The sequence below is a fragment of the uncultured Psychroserpens sp. genome (assembly GCF_947500255.1).
Lineage (GTDB): Bacteria > Bacteroidota > Bacteroidia > Flavobacteriales > Flavobacteriaceae > Psychroserpens.
In genome coordinates this window covers 42,243-67,906 of the sequence record NZ_CANMRL010000004.1, presented here as the reverse complement: position 1 = coordinate 67,906, position 25,664 = coordinate 42,243, and the positions used below count along the sequence as shown (strand labels likewise).

The 25,664-nt window shown below is 31.9% G+C and carries 28 protein-coding genes and 1 other RNA gene; 11 read left to right on the top strand and 18 right to left on the bottom strand.

Features of this window, described 5'->3' with window-relative positions; all coding sequences use genetic code 11:
• The first annotated feature begins 45 nt into the window (after window positions 1-45).
• Together Q0783_RS12360 and Q0783_RS12355 are read left to right on the top strand one after the other, a co-directional pair.
• Entirely contained in the window at window positions 46-1,164 is a 1,119-nt protein-coding gene (locus tag Q0783_RS12360; RefSeq protein ID WP_298895594.1) for a helix-turn-helix domain-containing protein, read from the top strand.
• A gap of 154 nt (window positions 1,165-1,318) precedes the next feature.
• Window positions 1,319-3,262, top strand: coding sequence for an alpha/beta fold hydrolase (locus Q0783_RS12355; RefSeq protein WP_298895593.1), 1,944 nt, complete (start codon window positions 1,319-1,321; stop codon window positions 3,260-3,262).
• A 44-nt stretch (window positions 3,263-3,306) separates the two neighbouring features.
• Here the strand turns inward: Q0783_RS12355 and Q0783_RS12350 are convergent, their stop codons facing one another.
• A complete protein-coding gene (locus Q0783_RS12350) occupies window positions 3,307-3,747 on the bottom strand; it encodes a nucleoside deaminase (RefSeq protein ID WP_298895591.1) in 441 nt (146 codons plus the stop codon).
• Between the two features lie 202 nt (window positions 3,748-3,949).
• Between Q0783_RS12350 and Q0783_RS12345 the strand changes: the two genes are divergently transcribed.
• Window positions 3,950-4,339, top strand: coding sequence for a nuclear transport factor 2 family protein (locus tag Q0783_RS12345; protein ID WP_298895589.1), 390 nt, complete (start codon window positions 3,950-3,952; stop codon window positions 4,337-4,339).
• A 10-nt stretch (window positions 4,340-4,349) separates the two neighbouring features.
• The gene (locus tag Q0783_RS12340) at window positions 4,350-5,105 is read left to right on the top strand and encodes a GNAT family N-acetyltransferase (RefSeq protein WP_298895587.1); all 756 of its coding nucleotides are present in this window, start codon (window positions 4,350-4,352) and stop codon (window positions 5,103-5,105) included.
• A 177-nt stretch (window positions 5,106-5,282) separates the two neighbouring features.
• Here the strand turns inward: Q0783_RS12340 and Q0783_RS12335 are convergent, their stop codons facing one another.
• From Q0783_RS12335 to ssrA, 4 genes are all read right to left on the bottom strand, one after another.
• Window positions 5,283-6,038: a hypothetical protein gene (locus Q0783_RS12335; protein WP_298895585.1), complete on the bottom strand. Its 756-nt coding sequence runs from the start codon at window positions 6,036-6,038 to the stop codon at window positions 5,283-5,285.
• The gene (locus tag Q0783_RS12330; protein WP_298895583.1) at window positions 6,028-6,891 is read right to left on the bottom strand and encodes a type II CAAX endopeptidase family protein; all 864 of its coding nucleotides are present in this window, start codon (window positions 6,889-6,891) and stop codon (window positions 6,028-6,030) included. Before Q0783_RS12330 ends, Q0783_RS12335 begins: the two co-directional genes overlap by 11 nt.
• A 123-nt stretch (window positions 6,892-7,014) precedes the next feature.
• Window positions 7,015-8,121, bottom strand: coding sequence for a helix-turn-helix domain-containing protein (locus tag Q0783_RS12325; protein WP_298895581.1), 1,107 nt, complete (start codon window positions 8,119-8,121; stop codon window positions 7,015-7,017).
• A gap of 254 nt (window positions 8,122-8,375) precedes the next feature.
• Window positions 8,376-8,770: a transfer-messenger RNA gene (gene ssrA, locus Q0783_RS12320) on the bottom strand.
• Between the two features lie 218 nt (window positions 8,771-8,988).
• On the opposite strand from ssrA, the gene Q0783_RS12315 reads away from it, so the two are divergent.
• Window positions 8,989-10,194 (top strand): NAD(P)-dependent oxidoreductase, encoded by a 1,206-nt coding sequence (locus Q0783_RS12315; RefSeq protein ID WP_298895579.1) that lies wholly within the window; start codon window positions 8,989-8,991, stop codon window positions 10,192-10,194.
• A gap of 7 nt (window positions 10,195-10,201) precedes the next feature.
• Here the strand turns inward: Q0783_RS12315 and Q0783_RS12310 are convergent, their stop codons facing one another.
• The 10 genes from Q0783_RS12310 to Q0783_RS12265 all read right to left on the bottom strand — a co-directional run bounded on the left by Q0783_RS12310 (window position 10,202) and on the right by Q0783_RS12265 (window position 17,844).
• Window positions 10,202-10,918: a hypothetical protein gene (locus tag Q0783_RS12310; protein ID WP_298895577.1), complete on the bottom strand. Its 717-nt coding sequence runs from the start codon at window positions 10,916-10,918 to the stop codon at window positions 10,202-10,204.
• 6 nt (window positions 10,919-10,924) lie between these two features.
• Window positions 10,925-11,581 carry a DUF1361 domain-containing protein gene (locus Q0783_RS12305; RefSeq protein WP_298895575.1) on the bottom strand — a complete coding sequence of 219 codons (657 nt, stop codon included), beginning with the start codon at window positions 11,579-11,581 and terminating at the stop codon, window positions 10,925-10,927.
• Window positions 11,578-11,952 carry a DUF2809 domain-containing protein gene (locus Q0783_RS12300; RefSeq protein ID WP_298895571.1) on the bottom strand — a complete coding sequence of 125 codons (375 nt, stop codon included), beginning with the start codon at window positions 11,950-11,952 and terminating at the stop codon, window positions 11,578-11,580. The genes Q0783_RS12305 and Q0783_RS12300 overlap by 4 nt, the downstream gene beginning before the upstream one ends.
• Window positions 11,949-12,578, bottom strand: coding sequence for an ElyC/SanA/YdcF family protein (locus tag Q0783_RS12295; protein ID WP_298895569.1), 630 nt, complete (start codon window positions 12,576-12,578; stop codon window positions 11,949-11,951). The genes Q0783_RS12300 and Q0783_RS12295 overlap by 4 nt, the downstream gene beginning before the upstream one ends.
• 123 nt (window positions 12,579-12,701) lie before the next feature.
• Complete coding sequence (locus tag Q0783_RS12290; protein WP_298895567.1) at window positions 12,702-13,202, bottom strand: Coq4 family protein; 501 nt, start codon at window positions 13,200-13,202, stop codon at window positions 12,702-12,704.
• Window positions 13,203-13,574: 372 nt separating this feature from the next.
• Window positions 13,575-14,975 carry a DUF4153 domain-containing protein gene (locus Q0783_RS12285; RefSeq protein WP_298895565.1) on the bottom strand — a complete coding sequence of 467 codons (1,401 nt, stop codon included), beginning with the start codon at window positions 14,973-14,975 and terminating at the stop codon, window positions 13,575-13,577.
• Between the two features lie 59 nt (window positions 14,976-15,034).
• Window positions 15,035-15,799 (bottom strand): oxygenase MpaB family protein, encoded by a 765-nt coding sequence (locus tag Q0783_RS12280; RefSeq protein ID WP_298895563.1) that lies wholly within the window; start codon window positions 15,797-15,799, stop codon window positions 15,035-15,037.
• A 51-nt stretch (window positions 15,800-15,850) separates the two neighbouring features.
• Window positions 15,851-16,144 carry a transcriptional regulator gene (locus Q0783_RS12275; protein ID WP_230936455.1) on the bottom strand — a complete coding sequence of 98 codons (294 nt, stop codon included), beginning with the start codon at window positions 16,142-16,144 and terminating at the stop codon, window positions 15,851-15,853.
• Window positions 16,145-16,189: 45 nt separating this feature from the next.
• Window positions 16,190-16,819 (bottom strand): hypothetical protein, encoded by a 630-nt coding sequence (locus Q0783_RS12270; protein ID WP_298895559.1) that lies wholly within the window; start codon window positions 16,817-16,819, stop codon window positions 16,190-16,192.
• 50 nt (window positions 16,820-16,869) lie between these two features.
• A complete protein-coding gene (locus Q0783_RS12265; protein WP_298895557.1) occupies window positions 16,870-17,844 on the bottom strand; it encodes a transglutaminase domain-containing protein in 975 nt (324 codons plus the stop codon).
• 52 nt (window positions 17,845-17,896) lie between these two features.
• Between Q0783_RS12265 and Q0783_RS12260 the strand changes: the two genes are divergently transcribed.
• Together Q0783_RS12260 and Q0783_RS12255 are read left to right on the top strand one after the other, a co-directional pair.
• Complete coding sequence (locus tag Q0783_RS12260) at window positions 17,897-18,250, top strand: hypothetical protein (protein ID WP_230936452.1); 354 nt, start codon at window positions 17,897-17,899, stop codon at window positions 18,248-18,250.
• Between the two features lie 5 nt (window positions 18,251-18,255).
• A complete protein-coding gene (locus Q0783_RS12255; protein WP_298895555.1) occupies window positions 18,256-18,615 on the top strand; it encodes a DUF1801 domain-containing protein in 360 nt (119 codons plus the stop codon).
• A gap of 3 nt (window positions 18,616-18,618) precedes the next feature.
• Here Q0783_RS12255 and Q0783_RS12250 read toward each other — a convergent pair whose 3' ends face one another.
• From Q0783_RS12250 to Q0783_RS12240, 3 genes are read right to left on the bottom strand one after another with little or no spacing between them, the layout of a single operon-like run.
• Window positions 18,619-19,092 carry a GNAT family N-acetyltransferase gene (locus Q0783_RS12250; RefSeq protein ID WP_298895553.1) on the bottom strand — a complete coding sequence of 158 codons (474 nt, stop codon included), beginning with the start codon at window positions 19,090-19,092 and terminating at the stop codon, window positions 18,619-18,621.
• Between the two features lie 3 nt (window positions 19,093-19,095).
• The gene (gene kdsA / locus Q0783_RS12245; RefSeq protein ID WP_298895551.1) at window positions 19,096-19,914 is read right to left on the bottom strand and encodes a 3-deoxy-8-phosphooctulonate synthase; all 819 of its coding nucleotides are present in this window, start codon (window positions 19,912-19,914) and stop codon (window positions 19,096-19,098) included.
• A gap of 49 nt (window positions 19,915-19,963) precedes the next feature.
• Window positions 19,964-20,320, bottom strand: coding sequence for a hypothetical protein (locus tag Q0783_RS12240; protein WP_298895549.1), 357 nt, complete (start codon window positions 20,318-20,320; stop codon window positions 19,964-19,966).
• 321 nt (window positions 20,321-20,641) lie between these two features.
• Here Q0783_RS12240 and typA point away from each other — a divergent pair, with 321 nt between their 5' ends.
• The 4 genes from typA (at window position 20,642) to Q0783_RS12220 (ending at window position 25,601) form a co-directional block, all read left to right on the top strand.
• On the top strand, window positions 20,642-22,441 hold the full coding sequence (gene typA, locus Q0783_RS12235) for a translational GTPase TypA (RefSeq protein WP_298895547.1): 1,800 nt from the start codon (window positions 20,642-20,644) through the stop codon (window positions 22,439-22,441).
• Between the two features lie 67 nt (window positions 22,442-22,508).
• A complete protein-coding gene (locus Q0783_RS12230) occupies window positions 22,509-22,727 on the top strand; it encodes a hypothetical protein (protein WP_298895545.1) in 219 nt (72 codons plus the stop codon).
• The gene (locus Q0783_RS12225) at window positions 22,717-24,099 is read left to right on the top strand and encodes a class I SAM-dependent methyltransferase (RefSeq protein WP_298895541.1); all 1,383 of its coding nucleotides are present in this window, start codon (window positions 22,717-22,719) and stop codon (window positions 24,097-24,099) included. Before Q0783_RS12230 ends, Q0783_RS12225 begins: the two co-directional genes overlap by 11 nt.
• Window positions 24,099-25,601 (top strand): sulfatase-like hydrolase/transferase, encoded by a 1,503-nt coding sequence (locus Q0783_RS12220; protein ID WP_298895539.1) that lies wholly within the window; start codon window positions 24,099-24,101, stop codon window positions 25,599-25,601. The genes Q0783_RS12225 and Q0783_RS12220 overlap by 1 nt, the downstream gene beginning before the upstream one ends.
• Window positions 25,602-25,664: the final 63 nt, after the last annotated feature.

The window sequence follows — 25,664 nt, the reverse complement described above, 5'->3', positions numbered from 1 at the left end:
TCGTAATTATTACTATTTTCATTACACTGAAAAACTATAGTATTAATGAACATTCTATCTGTCATATTCTTAATTAATGTTATTCAAGGTTTCTTTTTAGCGTCAATTTTAGCATTTAATTTAAAGAAGCAAAAGAAGAGTAATCTATTTTTAGTGATTTTGATAACTATTATTTCGCTTTACCAAATTAAGGCGATAATAGTACTTGAAGGGTATTATAATTCGTTTCCGTTTTTAATACAATTTTTCTTGCCCTTCCATTTTTTATTAGGACCATTGTTCTTTTTTTATATAAAATATACAGCTAGTATAGGTGATAAGTTTAAGAAAAAAGATGTATTACATTTCATTCCAGCTGTAATTTGTTTATTGACTTTGCTTCCATTTTATTTAAAGTCGGGAGCCGAAAAATTAGCAATTTATAGTCATCCAGAACCTGATAATTTTAGTGTTGATTCACAAAAAATCTACTATTATGTACCAATTTTGATATCCATTATTTTTTATTGTTGGAAATCATGGACATTTATTAAATCAAAAAACAAAAAAATAGATGGTAGGGCAAATAAAGATTATTTAGAAAAATTGATATGGTTACAAAAGTATACCACTATGTTTTTAGTGTTCATATGCTGCTTTTTAGGAGCCTTCCTTATTTTTGTTTTTACCGATTTCCATCAATTCTATGTTATGCTTGCCACTGTATTTGCGTCTTCAATTTTAATACATTATATCGCCTATTGGACTATAAAAGAATCGGGAGTTATGCAAAATCATGCCACTACAACAAAAACTACTAAAGGCATTCTAATGCAAGATCGAATTTTGGACTTAAAAAAAGAGATTGTAAGTATTTTAGAAGACGAGCAGCTATTTTTGAATAGTGATCTAACAGCCCGTTATTTTTGTGAGCGTTTAAAGATTAATTCACACTACCTGTCTCAAATCATCAATAATGAGTTTCAATGTAATATGTCTTATTTAATTAATTCGTATCGTGTAAGTTATGCTCAAAATATCATAAAAAGTGGTGCATATAATCACCTCAATTTTTTAGGTATTGCTAATATGTCTGGTTTTAATTCGGCAAATGCGTTTGCGAGAGTATTTAAACAACATGTTGGACAAACACCTTCACAATTCAAAAAGTGCCATGCGCTTTAATCACTCAATTTATAAATTGTAGTGTTTTAGACCCCTTTTCACTGAAACAGATTATTAATTTTCAAGTCTCATAATTATAGACTTAGTATAACGCATGTCAATTTATGAAGGTAGTTTGCATGTTTTTGAAATGAAAACAATTAAATTAATAATCATGAAAAAGTTCAAAGTAAAAAAGCGAATTTGGGTATTAATAATCGTTCTATTATTAGGAGGCTATTTTTTATACAATGTCATTTTTGTTAGTGATATTCCTATAACACAGCCTAATGTTAATCACAAAGAAGTTAGTGCTTTAGAGATAACTACAGATACGTTACATGATTATTTGAATAATAGACTAGCCATAATAGAGCAGGGAAGGTTAGTTGTTAAAGAAGACAGATCAGATTCACTTTCAAATCATATAGAACTCTATTTTGAACGCTTTAAATGTACCTCTAAAAATAACTTAGCGCCAATCATATTTTTGGCTGGAGGTCCTGGTTCTGCTTCCACTGATATTGGACGAACACCGTATTTTTATTTGTTTAGAGCTCTTTCAAAATACACTGATGTTATTTTATTAGATCAACGTGGCGTGGGGAATTCTATTCCTAATTTAGCTTGCAGAAATTCTCTAGATACACCAACAGATATTACCACAAATGTCCAAGAAGACATTTTAAAAGACATTATAAAAAAATGTAAAGCATGTGCTGATGAGTTTACCGATATGGGAATTAAACTAAACGCTTATAATTCGTATCAAAGTGTTTTAGATATAGAAGACTTAAGATTAGCACTTGGCTATGATACAATTTCGTTGTATGGTTATAGTTATGGTACAGAGTTAGCTCAATTATATATTAAATACTATGAAGATCATGTAGAAAAAGCTATTCTTGCTGGACCACTAGCGCCAGATCATGGTTTGAAGTTGCCATTTGAAATGCAAGGGCAATTCGAAAAAATGGATTCATTAATTAAGTTAGACAAGAAGTTGTCTAAATATATTCCTGATTTTATGCAATTGGTCAAGAACACACATAAAGATCTACAAGCTAATCCTAAATTTATTCAAGTGCCTTTGCAAGATGCCTTTAATCAGGATGAAGCTTCTGAACGATTTCTAGGAGACCTGATATCAAAAGTTAGGCCTACTTGGGATATGACATTGACACATGATCATTTTCAAATGATGATTTCAGATTATATAGGGAAAGATCAATGGATACAAGATTTTCCTAGTTTATACTATCAAATAAATCAAGACAGTTGTCGCAATGTTGGTAATTTACTCAGAAATTTTAGACGACGACGGCTGCCTAATGCTTTATTCTTTACAGTAAATGCGGCTTCAGGATATTCTGATAAGCGTTGGAAAATGTCTAAAGAACAAGAGCAGTCTTCGGTGTTTTCTCATTTCGGAATCTCATATGGGAGATATCCAGAAGTATACAATGCTTTTGGAGTTAATAAAATAAAAGACTTAAATTACCCAGTTTCAGCTGCAACTAAAACCTTACTAATTGGTGGTACTTTAGATGGTAGAACACCACCTAATTTAACCGATTCTATTGCAGTTAGGTTTCCAAATTACAATAGGATTATAGTAGAGAATGCTGGTCATAACAGCTTGATAGATAATACGATTATGGGACATATTATTGCTTTCATTACTAATAATTCATTGCAACGTCAGATTAAAATTCATCGAAACATTAAATTTAAACCTCCAGTGCCATATCGATATTCAATTACAGATACAATTATTCAAACGATAAACAAGAATGGAGTTAAAGAAGCCCTAAGTTTATATCAAAATTTATATAATGAATATGTGTCTGTTCAAGATTATACTTACGAATTTAGCGCAGATGCTATTGCTATGATTTATGCTAATTTAGTTGAAAAAGAAAACTATAATGCTGCTGTTGAATTTCTAGAATTTATGCTACATAAATTCCCAAAGGATAGTAGACTGTATCGAAATTTAGGCGAAGCCTATTATCATAACAATAACAAAATACAGGCTAAATTTTATTTAGAAAAAGCGTTAGATAAAGATTTTTTTGATCCCAAAACACAAGCTTTAATTTCTAAATTAAAAAACTGAGTTTTGTCTCCTATTTGTTTTTAACCCATCTTAATCACTAAAATTTAAACACCAATATCTTCATTCCAGAGCTCTGGACGATTTTCGATGAAGTCAGTCATCATTGTAATACATTCTTCATCATTTAGTACAACAACCTCGACGCCATTTGCTTTTAAATGGTCTTCAGCACCTAAAAAGGTTGTGTTCTCACCAATAATTACTTTTGGGATGCCATAGAGTAAAATAGCACCTGTACACATAGGGCATGGGGAAAGTGTTGTATAGATAACCGATTCTCTATAGACTGATGCTGGCTGCCGACCTGCATTTTCTAAAGCATCCATTTCACCATGTAAAACAACACTACCATCTTGAACTCTTTTATTATGTCCTTGACCTAAAATGTTGCCATTATGAATAAGGACACTTCCAATAGGGATACCACCTTCCTGTAATCCTTTTTTTGCTTCGGAAATAGCTATTTTTAAAAATTCGTCTTGCATATACAACAGTTTTACTAGTTAAGAATTGAAGGGATAAGATAGTAAATTTAAGATTGTTAAACCTATGTTGCTATGTATTAGAAAAACTTTTACGGCTTCATGATTTTAATCATTTTTTAAAGAGTGGTCATAGGCTAAATTTGTAAATAGTCTTATAATGAACGTATCAGTTTTTAAAGCTAAAAAATAATGTCATGCGGATATGAAAAAAGAACATCCAAATACCAGAATTTTAAAGCAATTTAATCCTGCAAATCCAAACACCTTGTCTGAGGTGTTAGACGAAGATTTCGTTTGGCATTATATTAACCCCAAATTGAAGGAGCTAGAAGGCGATTATTTTGGGCTTTCTGGTTTGACCGATTTTTTCAATACATTGTCTGGTCGTACAAAAGGTTCCTTTAAGGTAAATCCCTTATCTATAACGCCTTTAGGAGATGAGCTAATTATCACACATGTTAAAGACACAATGTTATTGGAAGATAAACAAATGCAGATCGATGCTATTGTTGTATGGTGTATTATTGATGGTAAGATTAAAGAGGCTTGGGATATTCCAATAGCACACACTGCTAAGGCTGTAGAATTATAATTCAAGTATTATGAAACTAGTTGAGGTTACACCAGAAAATGCATTAAAAGAAACATTCTTTTGTATCAAAGACACTAAAAGGATGGGATTTAAAGATAAACTTAAGTGGTTTGAAAAGCGTTACAATGAAGGCTTAAGAATAAAGATTCTTAAAAATAGTGAAGACAAAATGATTGGCTTTATTGAATATGTCCCAGCCAAATATGCCTGGCGACCAATAGACGCTGATAATTATATGTTTATTCATTGTACGTACATATATTCTAAAAAGGAAAGAAACAAAGGATATGGCTCAATGCTTATTGAAGATGCAGAAAATGAAGCAAAGCTCAAAGGATTTGATGGTTTGTGTGTCATGACAAGTAAGGGTGGATGGTTAGCTAATGCATCTCTTTTTGAAAACAATGGCTTCAAACAAATTGAAACGAAAGACCGATTCGAGTTATTATCAAAATCATGGAATAACCACTCTAAAACACCTAAATTTTGTGATTGGACTAGTCAGCAAAAAAAATACAAAGGTTGGCATATAGTCTATGCAGACCAATGCCCTTGGAATGAAAAATCGGTAGCGGCAATTTTGAATGTGGCTATGGATTATGATATAGATATAAAAGTATCAAAGATTAGCACAGTAAAAGAAGCAAAACGGGCACCTTCTGGATTTGGTGTTTTTAATCTTCTACGCGATGGCAAATTGTTAGAAGATCATTACATCAGCGCGACGCGATTTAGAAATATTTTGAAAAAAGAGCTTGATCTTTAAATACAACTGCATGAATCTTTGATTCTAGTATACAAAAACAACAAAATCCGTTCAAGCGAGCTTGACGGATTTCTTTTGTTTTCATTCACAAACAGTTATGAGTGTTGTGGATCCAACGGGACGAAAGTCGAACTATTTTGATGAAGACTTAAATGATTTAAGTAAAGTTTTAACTGTTTATTCAGACTTCATAATATGTTTAACTATGTTATCTAAATTTTTCAAGTCAGCTTTAGTTTTGAGATAATTATCTGTTATATATTCTCCCATATCTTGTACTCGATAATTAGGCAGATATGCTTTGAAGTTTAAAAGTATGAAAGTGTCTACTATGCGTTCTTTTATTGAATGAGGAACATTGTATTTAGCTATAATTGATTCTTCAATTCCAATATGAGTTATTTCATGTATGATTGTATTTGCTGGATTGTCATAATTTTTAAATTGTCCATTTTGTGTTGTGTAAATTAAGATTGAGCCTTCATCAGGGTTATAGCTTCCACCAGGACCATATAATGTTAGGTTTATTTGGTAGATGTCAAACACTTTAAAATCCCAGTTTCGTTCTGATTTATGTATTATAGAAACCATTTCATTGATGAGAGGACGTTGTTTTTCTATTTTATGATAACCTTGCTTATAATCCGATTTTTTATAAACACTATCTTTTATAAAAGTTTTCAAGGTTTCGTAATCATAATCGGAAAGGCTCTTTGCTTTTGCCTTATTTTTTAATAATTCGATATATGTGCCTTTTGGAAGGCTCACCTGATAACCATTTTGTTCAAAGAAGTCAATATCTTGGATAGTTCTCCAAATATAGTCTGTTTCATCATCAACAGTTGGGATATTAATTTGTATTCTGTTTTGACTTTTTGCTTCACATGAAATAAGTAAAATAGTCATTATTAATACATAAAATTTACACTTCATTTTTTGATGTTTTTTTAGATACTATTAAATAAAATGATATCATACCAATAATAATCCACAATCCTAAATTTGAAAAATTACCCTCAAGTTTTTGATTACCAAAATCCATTTCAAACAAGAAAATCATTACCGAATTTAGGGCACCATGAGCAAAAACTGCTGGCCATACACTTTTTGAATTAATGGTTAACCAACCAAAAAAGTAAGAAATAAATACAGTAGTTAATGGAAGAATTAGGAAAGCTCCCAATACTGGATATTCAGGATAGTTGAACCCATTAATGACGAGAGGAAAATGCCAAAACCCCCAAAGTAACCCTAAAAATGTTAGTGATGCAAATAAACTATTTCTCTCCAATAATTTCTTTTGAAGAAACCCTCTCCATCCAATTTCTTCACCTATAGCTAAGAGACTCATAATTAAAGAAGACATAATTCCTGTAACAAAAAAATTAAGAAGGAAAAAAGGAATACCTTGTTCGTTTGTGCCTAGTATGAGAAATATTTCAATACTATGAACTTTTCCGTTATCAATTAGAAAAACATTATTTGATGCTAATCCTGTGTATTCAAATATTAAAATTCCAAGAAGCGTAAAAAGAATTGGCAAAATTAGACTGAGGACTATGAATTTTATCTTACCAATATTCCAATTAATATACTTAAGACCTTGTTTAGTCTTTACTAAATAAATAATAGATCCAATACCAGGAAAGAACATTGTAAGACCTATAAATAAAGGGTGTAGTGCAAAATCTTTTCCGCTATTTGTTATAGTAATAATCTGAAACGCATAGGTGAAGAGAAATACTAAACCAATGTATAACCAAACGTTTTTTTCTAGTTTTATCATAATTATTATTTGAATCGAATTTATAGAAGGCTTATTATAAGGACTTCCAAAAGATTTTCAAATATGGCTATCTAAGAAGAGATAGTATAATTAAGTTAGTTCCAAATCGTCATTTGAAACTATTTAGTGCAGAGAATTTAGATATTCAGATGGGGTCATACCAGTTTCTTTCTTAAAAACCCTGTAAAATGAAGTCTTAGAATTAAAGCCTGACTTCTCGCTCAAACCTAAAATCGAGTATTTTTCATTATCATTATTGATTAGGTTTTTTTTAAATGCTTCAACTCTATAGCTGTTTATTAAATCAATGAAGGTTGTATGAAGTGTGTCATTTATGATTCTTGAAAGATTGTTTGTCGGCCAACCAAGATGTGTTGCTAGTTTTGATATTGTGAGTTCAGAATCCCTATAAAGTTCATCTTTAGTTAATACATAGAGTAACTCTTCTTTCTTTTGTCTCAAATCATTTTCAGAGAAATGAATTCTTAACATTCTATTTGAATAGTTTTCAATGACCTTGAGGTATTTTAATAAATATAAATACCCTAAGAAATAAATAAAGAGCCCTAAAATTATTCCAAGTGGTTTATAGAAATACGAAGAATTTTCATCTATGTTCTTTATGAAAAATAGTGCAATTGGGATAGCAAAAATTAGAAAGCCAACAAGAAAACACCAAGATATAATTAAATATTTAAGCCACCTTCTTACGGTTTTAAACTCTATCAATAGGTTTTTGGAGGTAATTGATTCACGATAAATCAAATAGGTATAGATAATTATCTGTACCATACCAATTAGGCCCATGATTAGTGCGAGTTTTTGAATGAAAGAAATATTAGAATAAGCCCAATCAGTATTAAATCTAATATAAGTGAAAAGCAAAGTAAAAAAAACACCATCTAAAAGCAAAGAGGGTAAAAAATGAAGAAAATCCTTCCATTTAAATATTCTCATAGGGTTTTTAATATACAATACATGAAAATAAGCCAAAGGACCGTACGATAGGCTAAATTCCATTGGAATAGGGAACTTTGAATTAAACGCTTGAACGGATTCCTCTAAGATTAAATGTAAAAGAGAAAGAGAGAATAAAAAAACAAGTATACCAAAAAAAAGATTTGGCATGCTATTTTTAAAACGAAATATAATAATACACGACAGCACAAAGCCTTGAAAAACAGCAATTAAAAAGTAGAAATTTGTTGAGTCTAGTGAGGTGTCTATCATTAACTTTGGTGATTTTTTTGAATAGTTTAATATATAAAGTTACAAGATAATTATTGAATTAAATATTAATTAAAAAAGCATCGTAAAGGTACTTTTAGATTGAAGTGATTGAGAACAGCAAAGCTAATCTCAATCACTTCAAAGTTGCAAATACAACTGCATGAATCTTTGATTCAAGTGTCTAAAAACAACGAAATCCGTTCAAGCAAACTTGACGGATTTCTTTTGTTTTCATTCATAAACAGTTGTGAGTGTTGTGGAGTCGGAGAGAATCGAACTCTCGTCCAAACAAGCTATTAAAGAGCTTTCTACACGTTTATTCTATTATTAGATTTTCGATTGTAAGCTGGCAAAAGACAACCCACTTACAACTTAGCTTCTTAATCTCGACAATACATCAAAGCGCTACACTGTCTTAGTTAATATTTACGATGCCTCTAAATAGAACGCCATTAACCAAGGCTTTCTGGAGACATTTAGCATTCCTACCTAGTAGGACGAGGCTTAATCTTACTATAATTCAGATTATGCAGCTAAAGCGTAGTTATTCTCGCCGTTTAAAATTTGGTCTAGCCTTTAACGTGTTTCAATGCCATTACACGACGTGCTTACCGTTTAATGAGTCTCGCTGTCAAAACCAGTCGACCCCATTTTAGTAATTTTATTTTGCGTTCCCTTTCAGGTCAGGCTCTCACTACTCACTCTCTGCGAGGAGTTCAAACAAACCGTTCCATCCTTAACGCGGGATGCAAAGTTATTAAAAAGTTTGTATAACCCTACTTTTACTAGTATTTTCGTGCAAATTTTGTACCAATAAAATGCACGAGCAAATTTGTCAGTTCGTTCATCTGTAAATCCAGTCACTATATGAAATTCGCCATCATAAAAGAACGTAAAAATCCACCAGATCGACGTGTTGTATTTTCACCAGAAAAGCTCGCCGAAGCTAGAGCGCAATTTCCGCAGGCAGAATTTGTTGTGGAGTCTTCAGATATTCGCGTATTTTCAGACGATGACTATAGAAATCAAGGATTTATAGTGACAGAAGATGTGTCAGATTGTGATGTGATGATTGGCGTAAAGGAAGTCCCTCTCGATGCATTAATTCCAAATAAAAAGTATTTCTATTTTTCACATACCATAAAAAAACAACCTTACAATCGTAAATTACTTCAAGTAATGCTTCAAAAGAATATCGAAATGTTTGATCATGAAACGATTGTCAAACAAAGTGGTGCCAGACTTATTGGTTTTGGTCGCTATGCTGGATTGGTTGGTGCTTATAACGGATTTAGAGCTTTAGGACTTAGAGATGGGTTATTTAATTTACCAAAGGTCGAACAGCTTGCCGATCTCAATGAGGTAAAAGCCGAACTTGATAAAATTACCTTGCCTAATATCAAGATTGTACTTACTGGAACAGGTAAAGTAGCCTTAGGAGCTAAGGAAATCTTAGATCATTTAAAGATAAAACAAGTAAGTGATGCATTGTATTTGACCTCTCAATTTACAGAGCCAGTTTATGTGATGGCAGATGTTATGGAATATGCCAAACGTCTAGATGGAAAGGTTGGTGATAAGTACGAATTCTATAAAGACCCTAGCGGTTATGAAAGTAATTTTATGCCGTATGCAAAAGAATCTGATATGTTCATTGCTGGTCATTTTTATGGTGATGGAGCTCCTTTTATTTTTACCAGAGAGGATGCAAAAGATCCAAATTTTAGAATCAATTTAGTGTCTGATGTGTCTTGTGATATAGATGGTCCAGTGGCTAGTACAATAAGGCCTTCAACAATTGCAGATCCATTCTATGGTTACGATCCACACACCGAAAGTGAAGTTCCTTTTAATGCCGATGAAGCCATAACGGTTATGGCTGTCGATAACTTGCCTTGTGAATTGCCAAAAGATGCTAGCGAGGGATTTGGAGAGATGTTTTTAGAACATGTTATTCCAGCATTCTTTAATGGAGACCAACGCGGTATTTTAAAACGAGCGCAGATGACCACAGCCGATGGAAAACTTACCGAGCGTTTTAGTTATTTACAAGATTATGTAAATGGCTTTTAGTTACTAATTAAATAGGATAGTACTCTACAACTTTTGAATGTTCATCACTAAGATCTAAATAAAAGTAATGCATTTTGTCTTTTTTATTGAATTCTCCATTACGATCAGTGTCTTCAATACTTTTAAAGAATAGTTTATTGGCTTCTAATATCATCTTCCATGTTACTAAATCTTGAAGATGAGGTGATAGTTTTCTAAATGCTGTACCGTTCAAATTACTAATATAAATTGATTTTAAATCATTGAAATCAAGGTCACCATCGGCATTAGTGTCTTTGTCAATAACTTCATAGAGGAAATAACCTTTGCCATTTTTTTTGAAAACCTTACGTAAAAATAAGATTGACCTTATGCTTACGGTGTTTTCTGTTAGAGGTTTTAATTCATTAGAATTGACATTTTGAAATTTTAAGTTAGAGATGTCACCAGTAATTCTATCACCACTATTGCTCGAAACATCAAAGGTGTTTGAATAGGAATCAGACCTATAATCGTCATATTCTGAATAGTCGGATTTGTTTCTGCTGAACACATAATTTCCTATAGGATGAATCAAGTAGTTTGTACTATCGATGTGAATAGGCAGATCTGCCATAACAACAGTCTTACGCTCGTTTTTTTCTTTTGTAATACCATCTGTCTGTTCAACCACTTTTCTATTGTCTGTTTTAGTGCATGCCGACAATAAAATAATACTGATAAATACTGTGATACAATTTTTCATAATAGTTTAAATTTTAGAGTTTGAAAAGGCTTTTAGCATCCAATAGCTTATGGCTAGAAATGATGCAAAAGTTAAAGTGAATATCCATGCTTCAAGGTTAGGCTCAAATAGGAGCCAAAACATGTCCGAAAGAATATCGATAGGGTTATTTACTATTTCCCATGAATTATACCTAAGGAATCGACCTAGATAAATACCAAAGGCTGTCAGTCCAAAAATGGAGAGCATTATAGGAAAAACAAATATGGGTTTTAGATACTGCTTTAATAATTTTTCCATATCAGAAAGTGATAGAAAAAATAAGATCAATCCATTAAAAGCAAATGATATAATAACCAATATGTCTAACCACATCAAATGAAATTTTGAATTGATCAAATGGAGTAAATCTGTTACGATATAAGGTGCATTAGGTAAAAAAAGGAGCCAGACACCAAACCAAAGTAAAAACAAGAATTTATTGATTTTTGATGTACTTGTAAGTCCTGTGCTAATAGCATATGGAATAATGGCTAAAAATAGATTCCAAACTAAAAACAACAAGTAAAAAGAATGGTGCAACTTCATGCGTATCATAAGTAAAACAATACTTAAGGCCATAGAAATGGTCAATAAGGATAAAATTTTGAATCTAGTAAAGATGAGTGTTTTTATTGTGTTCATGAGCTACTTGTTCTTTTGTCAATTAATAAAATGGTTAGGATGCCTAAGGTATAGGCAATAAGATCTGAAACTTCGAAAGTGCTTCCTAAAATAATGGTAGCCATTTCGTTATGTCTGAGATTCAAATAATCTAAAAGGTTAAACAGTTGCAGAAATTCTATTACAAAGGCGATGATAAACACAACAATGGCAATGTAAATAGGTTTGGTTTGAATAAAACTTCGCAAAAAGCAATAGATCAAAATGACCACCAAAAAATCTCCAAAGGTATGTCTAATAAAACCTTCAGATAAAAATGCTGCTATACCCACTTCTGTAAGTAACAGCAGCAGACTTGATGCAAAAAAGGGTTTGTTGAATTTGATGGTCATTTGATTTCTATTTTTTCTCCTAAAAATTTAGGTTCTACGTTAAATAATACATCCATAGATGCTTTTGCTCTGGCAAGGTATTCGCGAAGCTGTACTTTAAGTCCGTAACGCCCTTGAACATCTTTGGCATTATAAGCGATAGCATTGATGTTGTTGTGTTTTGCTAGGTAAATAGCACGTTCATTATGAAATTGCTGTGATATAATAGTTACCGAATCTTGACTAAATATTTTTTTAGAACGTATCACAGAATCTAATGTTCGAAATCCTGCATAGTCTAAAAAGATTTTGTCTTCAGGAATGCCTTGTGCTATCAAATCAGTTTTGAATGTGGTGGGTTCGTCATAACTCTTACTTCCATTATCGCCACTTATAAGTACAAATTCTATTTTACTAGCATTGTAAAGTGCTACAGCTGCATTAATTCTATAGGTATAATACAAGTTGATGTTTCCGTTAGATAAGAATTTTGAAGTTCCTAATAGTAAGCCCACTTTGTTTTTTGGAATGTCTGTTACCGAATCATAGATATAATCTTTAGCTTGATAGCTGACCATGTAATTGGTGATGATCAAGGCAAATAAAATAAATACGGCCAGTAATACTAGGAGTCTCAGTTTCTTCATAATTTTTAAAGTATATAGTCGATTACAATAATAGTATACAACATTGCAATAGGGATGTTAAGGATTAAAAGGAAAGTGCCTGTTGTAAAAGAAATTAGTGCTGTTTTTTTTGTCAGTGTTAGTCTATCCATTTGCGTTTGGTATTAATATATTACGTTGTTGCTTCGAAAAAATGGCATGTCTTAGATCTTCAATATTTACATGTAGTAAGTTCTTATAATTAAAATGATGAAACGGATTTGCGTTTTTTCCAATATGGTATGAACGGTAGTAATATTTATAGTAATCTGGTAAAATAAGGATGCCTAAAATCATAGCGCCATATAAATATAAACTTCGTTTTCCGTTTCCAAAACAAAGACATTGCAAAGCAATTTCATCTTCAACTCGAGTTCCATATCCTGTTAGCGTATGGTAGGCATCATGTCGTTCTACTTTGGCGATAAGTTCAAAATCATTTTCATCCAAAAACTCGCCTAGAGATCTACCAAATGATGCTTTGGGATAGGTGAGGAGCTCTTGTTTGTAAATTCCCCAAGGCTCATGGTTTTTAAATAGTCTTGTGTACAACTTTTGCGAGTGTACAAATAACCATTCTATAAATTGTTTTCGTATATGCTTCATCTTTGTTTTTCTTTAGCGAACCAAATCCAGGACTGACTCGTGGTTATAAAAGCGGAAGTAAAAAAAGCAATGATGTAGATGTCAAAACCGGAACTAATAATTCCAAATACGGCGATTCCAAAAGCTATTATAGCGTAATACGGATAAAAGGTTTTATAGACTTGTCTCTTGCTAAAATTCTCATTTACCCTTAGCCAAAAAATAACATATATAGAACCTAAAATTACTATAGTCGCTATAAAAAATATCGGTATGAAAGACAGAAAAATAACAAGAATCATGTCCATGTCCATATAGTCTGTACCTGCAATTATCCAGAAAATAACTGTAGCTAAAAGGCAAGATTTTGCGAGATTACTTACAACATGCATACTATTCAGAATTAGAGTTGTTATCTTCAATTAAAAAATTCTCATAACTCCACTCTTGCCAATCGCGCTGTCTAAGTGTAATCATATAGGTTCGGTATTTTGTGCTAATTCGGTTTTTGTCGCTTTCAGAAATACTTAAAGCGTCCTTTTTATCGTTAAGCAAAATGGCATTTCTATTTGAGAGGTTAATCAAATAATTGACATCAAAACCATTGGCATGTTTAAGATTGTATGCTGTTATAGTTTGATCCCAGTTGATGGTACTCATTAGTATGAGTACGATAAAAGCAATTTGGGTGTTTCTTCTAAAAAGGAAGACCATGTTTTTAATATTCAATACTTTTAAGAAAGTGGTAATGAGGCCAGCCAGAGTCAATAAAATATAAATGTGAACACCAATACGTTTATAGGTTAAACCAAAAGAAGTAATGTAGTTTTGATTTTTAATAGCGATTAAAGCAATGAGTATGATATTGAGAAAGATCCATAAAAAAGTCAAATTCTTTAAGGTTCTATTTTCAGTATAAAAGTTGAGGTTACCTCTAAAAAAGTAGAGAATAATAACAATAGCAATGACTATTGAAGCAATAAGCGTGTAGATTCCATTATGTACCAAGCTAGAAAGTGTTGGAGCACTGGTGTCCTCTCCAATGATAAGTGATGCAATATCGGTGATTATGTAGAGAACGATTAACAGGTTGAGTAAGCCTAGTAAAGTTGTTCCTAATTGTTTTTCTTTTTTTAATTTTTCTTCGGAAACGTCATCAGGTTTGACCAATTCATTTTTAGTATTCAAATCTGCTAAGGTTGCAGATTCAACTATGATAGGTTTTGAGATATTACTAAATAAATAATAACCTAAAACACAAAATAAGATCCACTGAACGTTAATGAACTCAAAACTTATCTTAGAAACCAAATTGTTAAACATTGGATTCCCATTTTTATATAAAAGAATAAATACGACAATAAAGACTAATGGGATACCAATAAGCTTTGTGAGATGAATGATATCTATGTCTTTTTTTAGACTTACTTTTTCGACATCATCATTGACTTCAAAATTTCTATGAAAGAAACCAGCAATAGAAGTATAAAGACCATTAAGCCAATACACATAAATTGAAGTTTTACCCTCTGATACAGCACCAATTAAAGTGAAAAACGCCACGCAATTTGCTATAATCGAAATGTAAGAGTGTTGCATAAATGCAACTATTGCCGTAGCGATGTATAGTATTGTGTGTATAATAGTGTATCTGTTTTTAAATGCTTTCGGGTTGTAAAAAGCTAATATAGCTATGGTAGCTAATGAAAAAATCGAAAGATTTAATCCGATACGCTGTTCATAAAAAAGAATGCTAAATAGGATTGCTGCAATACCAATTAAAATATGTTTCATAATATATGTTTTAAAGTACTTTGAATTTCAAAGTTTGATAATAAAAAAATAGTTGATTTCTATGAGTTTAAATGATTTAATGATTTTATATCTTCTTTATAGTTTGATGGTAATATCATCGCTTTTAGTAGGCGGTCTAGATGTATGAGCCTACTAAGCTTGTAAACCAAAATTAACGGACTTATAAGCGATACGTTTCTAAGTTCTAAAAATTGGCATACAGCTTTTGGTACAATTAGAATTTGTGATTCTAGTAACAATCGATATCTCATAAACCCAAGATGTTTTCTATATTGTTTGTATAGGTCTTTGGTAAATTCTCCATTATAAAGATGATGTTTGATATGGTGATGTCGCATATGTTTAAAAGCTTCATAGTCTTTAGGAAGGTCTTTTATATGCATTCGTTTACCTACTTCTAAAAACACATTAAAAATGTCTTGTCTTTCATGAGTTTTGAGTTGGCGTTCTAATAGTTCAAAAGACCTAATCGAGTAATCGATAAGCATAAATAAAACATCTCTATAGGCCCAATCTGGAATAGACTGACCACGTTTTTTTTCAACTGAACGGTGAATATTATTAATTGTTTCTATGGCTTTGTATGCAGATTCTTTTTCAGAGAACACAATTTTACGCGCATAAGAAACAGTCGAAAATAGGCGATCTAAAGGATCTTTAGGTAAGCGACCAGTAAAATAAAGCCAATCTACAGCTTTATTGAGCGCAAATTCAGCTGAAGCACCAGCAAATATGAGAAGTATAGTGTCGCTATTTCCCCAAATTTCTCGTACTATTGAGTTTTTATCTACAAAGTGTTTCATTGAATTTAGTTATTTTCTACTTTGAAATTCAAAGTAGATATATAAATTTTTTTATTGTTTATTAATTAGTTTTTCAAGTGCTTCTATGTGTTTTTTAAATTCTGCTCTACCTAATTTGGTAGTAGAGTAGCGTGTGTTTGGTTTTCGTCCAATAAATTGTTTTTCTACTTTAATATATTCTGCATTTTCTAATGCTTTGGTATGGCTTGCTAGATTACCATCGGTTGCTCCTAATAGTTCTTTTAACATGTTGAAATCGGCATATTCATTTACCATTAAAACTGACATGATGCCCAATCTAATACGATGGTCAAAGGCTTTGTTTATGTTATTGATAATGCTCACGCTTATGGTTTCAGATTAATGGTTCAAAGTTATGAAATGGCTAACTTATGTTGTTCTGTCGTATTTAAAATGCATAATTGTTCCATAGAAAATATGACAAACACCAAAGCCAAAGGCCCAAAAAAATAATCCGTAGCCTAAAAAATACGTTGAGATTAAACCAAGAACAATCATAGTAATTCCCAAATATCTGATATAACCTAAAGTATATTTGCTAGCATTCACACAGGCCAAACCATAAAAGATCATTGTAAGCGGTGCCACTAGAGCATACACGTTTTTTTCTAATAAAAGCATAATGAAAATCCCACCAGTAACCAGAGGAATCATGAAATTAATAATGAGACGCTTTGATGTAGAATCCCACATGCTTTCATTTTGCTTTTTTGCTTTTGCATAGCTTAAAACAATACCAGTAAGTATAGACATAACTACAACGGATATGGCAATTAAAAAAATTTGATTTGTACCTTGTTTTGTAATGATCAAAGTGTTGTAGCCATCTATAGTAACCAAATTATCAGAATAGATAATGCGATACCCTATATAGGCTCCAATTAAAGCATAGATTCCTGCTAAGATACCAGATAGGCCACTAATGGATAAAAAACGAGACGATTTACTCATCATGTTTTTGATATCACTTATATCCTGAAGATAGTTTTTTGATTCCATATTAAAGTACTTTGAAATACAAAGTAAAAAAATAAAAATGAAACAAACAATTATTTTTCAATTTTAAAATCTAAAATCTTTTCATTTTCATAATACAGACTCAATATATTTGAAGTATTTGATCGATACTTTAATGAAGCAACGTAGAGATTATTGTCTTTTTTTATGAGGTTGAGTTCTTTTGAATGCTTTTTGTTTTTAAACTTATAATAGATTTTTGAAGTATTTGCTTTTTCTTTAAAAACAATTCTAATGGTATTGTTCTTTTCTTTTAATTCTATAAGTCCTTTTTGATTATTGGCAACCCTCACGCCACTTTCGAAATATTTAGAATAAAAAATAGGGGTTTCAAAAAATGATTTGATGTTTATAGGGTGTGTTACAAACTGTAACACCGGATTTTCGGGTAGATGAGAATTTAAAAACTCATTTGGATTTGTAAAAAAGTAAAAATCGTTAAATCGCTTAGTCCATGATCTTGTATTCATATTTTCATAACCATTAGACCAGGTCACATCCACTAGTTGCCATTTGTCATTAATTTTAACAGCGTTCCAAGCATGATTTTTTATGTTTCGTGTAGAGTTAATTTCGTTTGTAGACAATTTGGTTATGCCTTTTATAATCTGTGAATCAATCCCAGATCTTAAGCAAAGTTCATTAAACAGTGTACTAAAACCTAAACAGATTGCCTTTTTACTAGTCAATGTTTTTTGTATTAATTTTTCATTTTTTTGCCTTTGAATACTTTTATTGAGACGCTCAGAATCAAAAGTAATTTGCATTTCAGGAGGACTAAAACTGTAGTATCTATTTAGGTCGTAGCTTATGTTATGTGAGATCCAAGTATAATAGGCTCTCACTTTTTCTTCATCTGTATTAAAATCGTTTGAAACTCTTAAGAGGAGCACTTCTATATTACTAAAGTTTGGGTATTTTTTTACTTTATTATCTATCCATTCATAGTTTTGTGAAAAGACAGTATTTACTAGAAACAGTGATAATGTTAAAAAAATGTATCTCATAAACTAAAGATAATAATTATATTTATAGGATAACAATAAATACTTTAAGATCATGATTGGACTACTATTAACTATTGCAAATATTTCTGGAGGTGTACTATTAGGTTTAGCAACCTTAGATAAATGGGATGGTGAGAGCAATTTCTTTAATAAAATTGCAGGTGTGTTAGCACCATTTCAAACAGTTATTGGAGGTGCACTTATTGTACTGGCGATACTGAAATTTTGGAATGGAACTTTGTATAATGTTGTAAGTATTTTAGGTGGAATCCTGCTCTTAGCGCATTCTATTGGTAAAGTGCCTGCTTTAGGTGATGGTCTAAAAAAATTGTCCGATAAATTAATGCCATTTAAAGCTATTATTGGTATAGCACTGCTAGTGATTGGTATTATAAGAATTTTCTAAATTGAGTGAACCCAGCTGAAGCCTACATATTAAAACAGCCTGAACCTTATAAGTCTATATTATTGCACTTGCAGATACTCATTGAGCATACCTTTCCAAATGCCGAAATGAAGTATAAGTGGCGAATCCCTTGCTATTATGTAGATTCTCGACCTATTTGCTATCTCAATCAGAGTAAGGATTATGTTGATGTTGGATTTTGGCATTCGGCACATCTCACAAAGTATACCGAATTTATGGTTTCTGAAAAACGCAAAGTTGTTAAGTCTATGCGTTATAAAGCGTTACAAGATATTAATGATGAACTGTTCATTAATATTCTTAAAGAAGTTGAAAAGCATAAGAACAAATCGTTTTTGAAATAAAACCTATAGATCTTTATACACGATATAGTTTTCAAAAACCTGCCCTTTATGTGATTTTTTCTGTTTTTTTTCGACCTCATAAAAATGGGAATCAAAAAAATCGAGCGCAGTAATACTCACATCAGATTTGATGGTATCAAAACCATTTATAGACACTCTTGATTCCATAATTCGCAATAGCTTTGAGGCTATGGTTCGTCTCTGGAAATCTTTATGAACAAATAAACCGTCTAAATAATAACCTTTACTTAGGTAGGAGAAACCCACAATGTTAGTTCCTATTTCTGCAACTAAAAAGTAAAACTTCTTAATGCGTTCTTCCCATTTCTCAATATCGTCAGCTCCAGAAGCCCAGACTTCAATTTGCTTTTCGTTGTAATCTCTACTGTTAACAGTTCTAACGGTATCTCTAAAAATCGATGTGATTTCTGGAATATCATCCAGCGTAGCTTCCCTAATTTCTATGTCTTCTACCATGATTTATAAACTATTCACCGTTTTTCTAATAGCAACTAGGTTGGTCAATAATGGCTCAAGATTATCCAAATGTAGCATATTGGCACCATCACTTTTAGCATTTGCTGGATCGAAATGAGTCTCTATAAATAAACCATCAACATTATTGACCACTCCGGCTCTCGCAATAGTTTCAATCATATCTGGTCGTCCACCAGTTACACCAACACTTTGATTAGGTTGTTGCAGAGAATGGGTGACATCTAAAACCGTTGGTGCAATAGCGCGCATTGTTGGAATACCTCTAAAATCAACAATCATGTCTTGGTAGCCAAACATAGTACCACGATCTGTAATCCAAGCTTTATCACTTCCGGAGTCTTTTACTTTTTGAACAGCATGTTTCATAGCTTCAGGACTCATGAACTGACCTTTTTTGAGGTTAACCACTTTACCAGTCTTGGCAGCAGCAACTACCAAATCGGTTTGGCGAACTAAAAATGCCGGAATTTGAAGCACATCAACATATTCTGCCGCTTTATCAGCATCAGAAGCTTCGTGAATATCAGTTACTGTTGGGATATCAAAAGTTTGGGATACCTTTTGCAAAATTTTAAGTGCTTTTTCATCTCCAATACCAGTAAAACTGTCAATTCTACTTCGGTTGGCTTTTTTAAAACTACCTTTAAAAACGTATGGTATATCTAATTTATCAGTTATAGATATGACCTTTTCAGCTATACGTAAAGCCATATCTTCCCCTTCAATGGCACAAGGGCCACAAAGTAAAAAGAAGTTGTTAGAATTAGTGTGTTTCAGTTTTGGAACGTCTGATAGATGCATCTGCTTAAAATTTCAAATTTCAGCGCAAAGATACAAATCACGAATGGTATTAAAAGCTTCTATTGAGACTATTTCGAATCATCCATAGCGCCATAACAAAGTTTGCAATAACAAATATGCCACCATAAACGATAAATTGTTTAGCTAACGACAGGCTTACTATATTAAAAATGTCTGAAAGATACGCTAGAATCAAATAAGAAGATAAGCACACAAAGGTGATGCCCAATGTGAAATTTAGTTTTTTATTAGGTTTTATCAATTGCCATAAAAATGGAATTCCAAATAAGAGAATAGGATACGCTGTCAGGCCTTCACTTCTATTTACATCGGTAAACCAATAGGCAATTACCGCTAAAAAGTAGAGGTAAGGCACAAATTTTGAATATTTACTAATCGTTTGCATCTGTTATTAAATTCAGATGTAAATCGCCAAATTTGTGGTTGGTAAGGAGGCTATTTACTATTAATCAACTTGATAACGAAAGATACGTATGGAAATTATATTCTGTTATGAGAATAACATTTAATTAACTTAAGCTTCGGAAATTTTAACACATCAACATAAAAACTTTAATTGTATTAATTATCAGACGATTATACAGTTTGTAAGGCCTTGAAGTTGCTTCAGAAGGCAATTAGAAAGTGAGAATTTTAATTATTCGCAAAGATTGATTGTTTAAGCGGAATTTAACGTACCTTTGCACGCTTAAAATAAGGCATTATTATGGCTACTATTAAAAACATTGCAATTATTGCGCACGTCGATCACGGAAAAACAACATTGGTTGATAAAATCATGTACCACTGTCAGTTATTTCGTGAAAATGAAAATACAGGAGATTTAATTCTTGATAACAACGATCTTGAGAGAGAAAGAGGTATTACTATTACCTCTAAAAATGTTTCTGTAAAATACAAAGACACTAAAATCAATATTATTGATACACCTGGTCACGCCGATTTTGGAGGAGAAGTAGAGCGTGTATTAAATATGGCCGATGGCGTATTACTTTTAGTTGATGCATTTGAAGGACCAATGCCGCAAACACGTTTCGTGTTACAAAAAGCGATCGATTTAGGTTTGAAACCTTGTGTAGTTATTAATAAGGTTGATAAAGAGAACTGTACGCCTGACGAAGTTCATGAAAAGGTATTTGATTTAATGTTTGAATTAGGCGCAGAAGAATGGCAGTTAGACTTTCCAACAGTTTATGGTTCGGCTAAGAACAACTGGATGAGTGACGATTGGCAAAATGAAACTGAAAATATCGAACCGCTTTTAGATATGGTGATTGAGCATATTCCTGAGCCAAAGATCGAAGATGGGACAACACAAATGTTAATTACATCTTTAGATTTCTCTTCGTTTACCGGTCGTATTGCGATTGGTCGTTTAACACGTGGTGAATTAAAGGTTGGTCAAAACATTTCATTAGTGAAACGTGATGGCAGTGTGGTGAAATCTAAAATAAAAGAATTACATACGTTTGAAGGTTTAGGACGAAAGAAAGTAGATGAAGTACAAGCCGGAGATATTTGTGCTATTGTTGGATTAGAAGGTTTTGAAATTGGTGATACTGTTGCCGATTGGGAAGCACCAGAAGGTCTTAAAACTATTGCGATTGATGAGCCAACAATGAGTATGCTTTTTACTATTAATGATTCTCCTTTCTTTGGGAAAGATGGTAAATATGTAACTTCAAGACATATTAAGGAACGTTTAACCAAAGAGCTTGAAAAGAACTTAGCATTACGAGTTGAAGAAACTGATAGTGCAGATAAGTTTATGGTTTTTGGACGTGGTGTATTGCATTTATCGGTTCTAATCGAAACGATGCGTCGAGAGGGTTATGAACTACAAATAGGACAACCACAAGTAATCATTAAAGAAATTGATGGTGTGAAATGTGAACCAGTAGAGGAGATGACTATCGATTTACCTGAAACAGTATCTGGAAAAGCCATTGAAATGGTGACCATGCGTAAAGGTGAAATGCTAAGTATGGAGGCTAAAGGTGAACGTATGGTATGTGAGTTTATGGTGCCTTCAAGAGGAATTATAGGGTTGCGTAACCAGTTGCTAACAGCTACTGCTGGAGAAGCGATTATGGCGCACCGTTTTAAAGAATACCAACCATTAAAAGGTGGAATTCCTGAACGTCAAAATGGAAGTTTAGTGTCTATGGAAAATGGTCAAGCCATTCCATATTCTATCGATAAATTACAGGATAGAGGTAAATTCTTTATTGATCCAGGAGAAGATATTTATGAAGGTCAAGTTATTGGAGAGAATTCTCGTGGTGATGATATGACAGTTAACGTTACTAAAACTAAAAAATTAAGTAACGTACGTAGTGCTGGTGCAGATGATAAAGCCAAGATTGTTCCTGCAATTAAATTTTCTCTAGAAGAAGCCTTAGAGTACATACAAAAAGACGAATATGTTGAGGTGACACCAAATCACTTAAGACTTCGTAAAATCTACTTAAAAGAAGTAGAACGTAAGCGTAATAAAAGCATTTAGTAAGTCATTATAAATAGGAATCTAAATTTAGATTCCTATTTTATTTTGAGTTTTCTATATTTACATCATGTTAGAAACAATACATATCTTATATTTTGATCCAGGATTAGGCGCAATGATTGTTCAAGCAATTGTCGCAGCAGTTGCAGGCGTTGTGTTATTTTCTAAAAATTTAATGTTCAAAATAAAATCATTTTTAGGAATTGCTAAACAAGAAGATGATGTGTTTGATGACATTGATGTTAAAGATTCTGACATAGAAAGCAAATCTCATAGTGACCAATAATAATAGACATTCTTCATCATTTAGAGATCCTTCAGGTTTTATTTTTGTTGACCGAGGTACTGTAAAACGGTCTATTTCTCCACTCTATTTTGAGCAATATAATGCTCTAAAAGATTCAGGTTTTTTTAAAAAGCTACATCATGCAGGACTATTAATCATGCATAAAGAAATTTCGACGTCTGATTCTGAAATCATTATTGAACCAGAACAGATTTCGTTTTTTACTTATCCTTACGAATGGAGCTTTGATATGTATAAAGAGGCCGCTTTGTTGACCTTGAAAATTCAGAAATTTGCTCTAGAAAATGGGTTTTCATTAAAAGATGCTTCGGCATTTAATGTGACATTTTATAAAGGTCGTATGGTATTTATTGATACACTTTCTTTTGATTTTTATCAAGAAAATACGCCTTGGAGAGCTTATAAACAATTTATATCTCACTTTTTCGGCCCATTAGTGCTAGCAAAATATAGTGGTGCAGAATCTTTAAAACTGATGAATACGTTTATAGATGGGATTCCAATTAAAATGTTATCGTCATTGTTACCTTATAAAACTAAATTAAACCCGTTTTTATATTCTAATATTCACTTATTAGCGAAATATGAAGATAAGCATAATGAGGACTACAAAGGAGAATTTAAAGCAGCACGACTAACAAAAAAAGCACAATTAAATATTGTAAAAGGACTTTACAATTATATTAAGAAACTGTCCTTGAATGAGACTAGTGAATGGGGAAATTACTACGATAAGACTAATTATGAGGATGACGCGTTTAATCAAAAATCGGTCATTATAAATAATTGGATTCATCAACAAAAAGCAACATCTGTTATTGATATAGGAGGAAACGATGGGACCTTCGTAAGACGGATAGACCAAAATTTACAGGAAGCATTGGTATGTGATATTGATAATAATGCTGTTGATGCCAATTTCAGATATACAAAACAGCAAAAAGAAACATTCATGCTACCGTTTGTGTTTGATGTTTTAAATCCGTCAGCAAATATTGGGTTCAATAATAAAGAACGAGACTCCTTTTTAGAACGTATTAAAACCTTTGCGCCAGATGTGAGCATGGCTTTAGCTGTGATTCATCACATGACTTTAAGTGGTAATATCCCTTTTGAAATGTCGGCACAATTTTTTGCATCATTTTCAAAGGTTCTTGTTATCGAATTTCCAAAACGCAATGATTCTTGGGTACAACGCTTATTAAATACCAAGGCCGAGTTTAAAAGTCATTTTGATTTTTATTCTATTGAGAATTTTGAGAAAGCTTATCTCAATCATTTTAAGTTAGAGGAGAAGTTACCTATTAATAATTCTGAACGAGTAATGTATCTATTTAAATCTGCCAAATAATGGGAGTTTTAACAAACTTAAAAACAAAAATAAGATCCTTTGCAAACAGCAATAAGGAATATCCAATTATTGCTGCTTTGGGTGCTGGGCTATATCCTTTTTTACATAATTATATTTCTAATTTTACATTAGTTAATTCCTGGAGTCAATTATGGTTTTTTTTGGTATTCTTTATTGGTCTACCAATGCTCGTTTTTTTATTGGCTAATCTTGCTACAAGACGTATTGAATTTCTAAAGAAATATCATCCGTATGTTCTTCCCATTTTAAATCTTACGACTTTAGTTTTCTTGATTATCATAAGTATTTATGGTCCTAAAAAAAAGCTCATAGCTTTAGGACTATTGGTTGCTGTTTTTTTAGCAATAATTTTGCGCAAACATTTTAAGAAAATTATAATATTCCAACTAATTTTAGCTGTAATCGGTTTTTTTAATTTGATTCCGAAATTTATGTTACCATTGAACTACTCTAACCAATGGATGACATCTAAAGATGATATTATTAGCGTCAAATTTAAAAAAACGCCTAATGTTTACATCATTCAACCAGATGGTTACACTAATTTTTCGGAACTAAAAAAGGAGAATTATGATATTGATAATTCCAAATTTGAAGCCTATTTAGAAAGTAATGATTTTAAGCTCTACAATGACTTTAGGAGCAATTACTTTTCGACGTTGAGCTCAAATAGTTCGATGTTTGCCATGAATCACCATTATTACAATAATGTAAAAGGACATACACACGAATTTTATAACGCCAGAAAAATTATAATTGGTGATAACCCCGTAGTATCTATATTTAAAGAGAATGATTACAAAACATTTTTAATACTTGAAAATTCCTATTTATTGGTCAATAGGTCTGAAATAAAATATGATTATTGTAATATTAATTATAACGAAGTTCCTTTTTTGGCTAGAGGATTTGGAATAAATAAGGATACTCAGGCAGATTTGGAGCAGGCTATTATCAATAATAAAAAAACTAACAATTTTTATTTTATAGAACAAATCTCACCTGGACATATTTCAACATTTAAACGAAACTCAAAAGGAAAAGAAGAAGAACGTAATATCTATATCGATAAATTGAAGGAAGCTAATCAATGGTTAACAAGTGTTATAAAAACAATTGATGAGAATGATAAGGATGCTATTGTAGTTATTGTTGCGGATCATGGTGGTTTCGTAGGTTATGACTATTCTTTAGAAAGTACAATAAAACAGGACGATCCAACTTTAATTAATTCTGCTTTTAGTGCTGCCTTAGCTATAAAATGGCCTGACAATAATCCACCAGAATACGATAGTAAGTTAAAAACTAATGTCAATTTGTTTCGTATTTTGTTTTCCTATTTAGGTGAGAATAAAGACGCCTTAAATTATCTAGAAAAGGACGATAGTTATATCATCATAAAGGAAGGTGCTCCAAATGGTATTTATAAAGCAATTGATGAGAAAGGCAATATTACATTTGATAAAATTGTTAATGATTAAAGTTAAATAATTTCAATTCTATTATTAGAGTAGAAACATATCATCCTGATAAAAAAGCAGAGT

Coding starts and splice junctions, on each gene's coding strand:
- Q0783_RS12305 (WP_298895575.1), bottom strand. CDS start 11,581: ATGAACACAATAAAAACACTCATCTTTACTAGATTCAAAATTTTATCC.
- Q0783_RS12350 (WP_298895591.1), bottom strand. CDS start 3,747: ATGCAAGACGAATTTTTAAAAATAGCTATTTCCGAAGCAAAAAAAGGA.
- typA (WP_298895547.1), top strand. CDS start 20,642: ATGGCTACTATTAAAAACATTGCAATTATTGCGCACGTCGATCACGGA.
- Q0783_RS12220 (WP_298895539.1), top strand. CDS start 24,099: ATGGGAGTTTTAACAAACTTAAAAACAAAAATAAGATCCTTTGCAAAC.
- Q0783_RS12300 (WP_298895571.1), bottom strand. CDS start 11,952: ATGACCATCAAATTCAACAAACCCTTTTTTGCATCAAGTCTGCTGCTG.
- Q0783_RS12325 (WP_298895581.1), bottom strand. CDS start 8,121: ATGATAGACACCTCACTAGACTCAACAAATTTCTACTTTTTAATTGCT.
- kdsA (WP_298895551.1), bottom strand. CDS start 19,914: ATGCATCTATCAGACGTTCCAAAACTGAAACACACTAATTCTAACAAC.
- Q0783_RS12315 (WP_298895579.1), top strand. CDS start 8,989: ATGAAATTCGCCATCATAAAAGAACGTAAAAATCCACCAGATCGACGT.
- Q0783_RS12340 (WP_298895587.1), top strand. CDS start 4,350: ATGAAACTAGTTGAGGTTACACCAGAAAATGCATTAAAAGAAACATTC.
- Q0783_RS12230 (WP_298895545.1), top strand. CDS start 22,509: ATGTTAGAAACAATACATATCTTATATTTTGATCCAGGATTAGGCGCA.
- Q0783_RS12250 (WP_298895553.1), bottom strand. CDS start 19,092: ATGGTAGAAGACATAGAAATTAGGGAAGCTACGCTGGATGATATTCCA.
- Q0783_RS12280 (WP_298895563.1), bottom strand. CDS start 15,799: ATGAAACACTTTGTAGATAAAAACTCAATAGTACGAGAAATTTGGGGA.
- Q0783_RS12355 (WP_298895593.1), top strand. CDS start 1,319: ATGAAAAAGTTCAAAGTAAAAAAGCGAATTTGGGTATTAATAATCGTT.
- Q0783_RS12345 (WP_298895589.1), top strand. CDS start 3,950: ATGAAAAAAGAACATCCAAATACCAGAATTTTAAAGCAATTTAATCCT.
- Q0783_RS12270 (WP_298895559.1), bottom strand. CDS start 16,819: ATGGAATCAAAAAACTATCTTCAGGATATAAGTGATATCAAAAACATG.
- Q0783_RS12310 (WP_298895577.1), bottom strand. CDS start 10,918: ATGAAAAATTGTATCACAGTATTTATCAGTATTATTTTATTGTCGGCA.
- Q0783_RS12360 (WP_298895594.1), top strand. CDS start 46: ATGAACATTCTATCTGTCATATTCTTAATTAATGTTATTCAAGGTTTC.
- Q0783_RS12290 (WP_298895567.1), bottom strand. CDS start 13,202: ATGAAGCATATACGAAAACAATTTATAGAATGGTTATTTGTACACTCG.
- Q0783_RS12265 (WP_298895557.1), bottom strand. CDS start 17,844: ATGAGATACATTTTTTTAACATTATCACTGTTTCTAGTAAATACTGTC.
- Q0783_RS12295 (WP_298895569.1), bottom strand. CDS start 12,578: ATGAAGAAACTGAGACTCCTAGTATTACTGGCCGTATTTATTTTATTT.
- Q0783_RS12285 (WP_298895565.1), bottom strand. CDS start 14,975: ATGAAACATATTTTAATTGGTATTGCAGCAATCCTATTTAGCATTCTT.
- Q0783_RS12335 (WP_298895585.1), bottom strand. CDS start 6,038: ATGAAGTGTAAATTTTATGTATTAATAATGACTATTTTACTTATTTCA.
- Q0783_RS12240 (WP_298895549.1), bottom strand. CDS start 20,320: ATGCAAACGATTAGTAAATATTCAAAATTTGTGCCTTACCTCTACTTT.
- Q0783_RS12260 (WP_230936452.1), top strand. CDS start 17,897: ATGATTGGACTACTATTAACTATTGCAAATATTTCTGGAGGTGTACTA.
- Q0783_RS12330 (WP_298895583.1), bottom strand. CDS start 6,891: ATGATAAAACTAGAAAAAAACGTTTGGTTATACATTGGTTTAGTATTT.